Below are 2,679 nucleotides of genomic sequence, written 5' to 3'. Positions count from 1 at the left end.
AAATAATTCGCCGTCATTCATCGTCAATTTATATGAAATACACTATCACCATAGGCTTTACAAAGGACTTCTAGTTTTTCGGAAGACTAAGAAGCATGTATGGGAATTCTTTAGGGCAAATTCAAAGTTTGTAATGAAAAAAATTAACGAAATCCTTTTTGAAGGGAGGTATGTTTATCGAAGGACAGACATACACAGGTTCCATTAACAAGCAACTTAGACATGAAATACGAAAATACTCGGTCTGAGTAAAAATAAGTGAATGAAAAGTGACGGCAATCAATTTTTCATTATTCATTTATTTTAGCTAATTTATCAAAAAAAGGGAAAAGAAAAGGAGCGAATTATGAATAAGAAATGGATAAGTAAAGCAGCAATGACTTTGGGTGTACTGACAATGTTAGGATCGGCAGGAGCTGGGATGAGCTCAATTGCTCACGCTACACCAGATGTTCCCTATATCGGTACTAATGCAGTGTCAGATAACACATCGGATCGTACGATTACTTTGTGGAAATATGAAATCAAGAGTTCAGCAGAGTTAGGGGAGCGTGGAGATGGAGAAAAGTTAGATACTTCTACAGCCCCTGATTTAGCAGGGAAAAAATTGATGGGTGATGTTAAATTTGAAATCGTTCGTGTTATTCCAAAAAAAGATTCATCTGGGAACTACTATAAATTGGATGATCCAACGAAACAAGTAGAAGGCACACATTATGACGTTGACACTACTTTTACAGCAATCGAACAATCTACTGGAGATCATGAAGCGGGTGCAGAATTTGGTAAAACGACCTTCAATGTTGGAAAAGGGAAAGAAGCGGATGGGATTTATTTGATTCGTGAAGTCCCTAATGCAAGTGGGGATTATACGTATACAGATGAAAATGGAAAAGAAAAAAAGGTTGCTACGCCAATGGCACCGTTCTTTGCATACTTACCACAAACTAAACGTGATAATGAAGATAAATTGATTTATGACGTACATGTTTATCCAAAGAATATCGTTAATGATACTTCTGCAGATAAAACAATTGAAGGTCAAAAAGGTTATTCCATTAAAGCAGGTCAACCGTTTCAATGGGAAGCAACTGTAAAACTTCCGACGGGATTATATTTTGAGGCAAAAGAAGACCTGACAATTGTTAATGTTTTTGATAAAGATAATAATCCATTACCAGACAGAACAGTAGTTGCTGGTGAAGAAGTTTATGCGAATTACTTCTATATTGATGATGCACTTAATAAAGCACTTCATTTAGATGATGTAGAAGTTGAGGTTTTTGATGGTACAAATTGGGTTAAATTAACACTTAACACTGATTATGAAGTATACAAAAATGGCAGTGCAACGAAAGAAGCAGCACACCCTATTACAAATGCAAATGGTTCTGAGACACAAGTTCATATTGAATTAACAGAAGCTGGAATGAAAAAAGTTGAAGGTATCTATACAGATATCCGTGCTATTTACCATACACACACAGATGTGGATTTCAACGGAGTTATCGAAAATAAATTTGATAGTAGTTACTTGATTCCAGGACAAAAACCTGTAAATACACCAAGTGAAAATAATCCAGAATATTTTGACGGTGGATTCACGATTGATAAGACTGAAGAAGACAAAGACAAGAAATTAGCAGGGGCACAATTTTATATTGCTACAAGTGAACAGAATGCAAAAGATAAGAAGTATTTAGCATCAAATGGTGAATCGTATACTCTGAATGACGATGGTACAGGTACTCCCGCATTACCAACTGGAGTTACTTTCTTGACAGACACTACAGATGCAAGTGGAAAGGCAAAATTTGATGGGTTGGCATTGGATTGGTATACAGATACAAATACAAATGGCAAACAAGATTCCAATGAACCAACTTGGCCAAAAACTAAGCCAGCAGATGGGTCAGAATATATTTCAAGAGACTATTGGTTAGTGGAAACAAAATCACCAGATGGCTTTGAGTTGTTAAAAGATCCAATTAAAGTCACAGTGACGCTTTACCCAACAGACACTACCGTTCATGTAGAAAACAAAACACAAACCAAACTACCATTCACTGGTGGAGCTGGTACAACATTAATCATCATTATCGCAATTGGAGCAATCACTATTGGTACAGCAGCAATTGCAATTGATAAAAAACGTCGCGCGGTTTAATGGAGAAAAAGAAGGGATGGGTAAGTCATGAATAGATCAAGACTGAAGAAAAAGGTCGCAATTGTTCTTCCCATCATTTTCCTCTTAGGAACAATTATCTTTTTAGTTGTTCCTAGAGGGATACTCTTGAGAGCTGATGACACAGTAGGCTCACTAGTAAAGGTTCATCAAAATAATAAAGATATCACAGATGGTTCTTTTCAAACCGAGAAATCAGCAGTGACAGTAGATGTCGAATCCGATAAAGCACAATTACTCGTGTTTAATGATACGGATAAAATATCTATTTCTACTAAACAGGACGGGGTAACAATTAGGGAAGTATCAGAAGGTGAGTTTGATACAGCACAACTGTTAGATCAAATTAAAAAAGCTTCTAATGAAACGGAACAATCAACCGAGAGTGATGAAAAACCAAATATTGGGACACAAAAAAATGAACTGATCCAAGTGTTTAATCCTGAAGGGAAAACAAGTGCGATTTATCTAAAAATGATAGAAAATTCTAAGAT

Annotated in this window: 2 protein-coding genes; both read left to right on the top strand. The window is 36.0% G+C overall.

The genetic code is table 11. The features are described 5' to 3' along the window. Nucleotides 1-346 precede the first annotated feature (346 nt). The gene (locus A5875_RS10110; RefSeq protein ID WP_088933483.1) at nucleotides 347-2,167 is read left to right on the top strand and encodes a SpaH/EbpB family LPXTG-anchored major pilin; all 1,821 of its coding nucleotides are present in this window, start codon (nucleotides 347-349) and stop codon (nucleotides 2,165-2,167) included. Nucleotides 2,168-2,194: 27 nt separating this feature from the next. Then, nucleotides 2,195-2,679 (top strand): hypothetical protein (locus tag A5875_RS23635; protein ID WP_176244653.1); only part of this gene is annotated, 485 nt, incomplete at its 3' end.

It is taken from the genome of Enterococcus sp. 3H8_DIV0648, assembly GCF_002140655.1.
In the GTDB taxonomy this organism is placed as follows: domain Bacteria; phylum Bacillota; class Bacilli; order Lactobacillales; family Enterococcaceae; genus Enterococcus_A; species Enterococcus_A hulanensis.
Note: the sequence above shows the minus strand (reverse complement) of the source record. Positions and strands in the feature narration are given on the sequence as shown.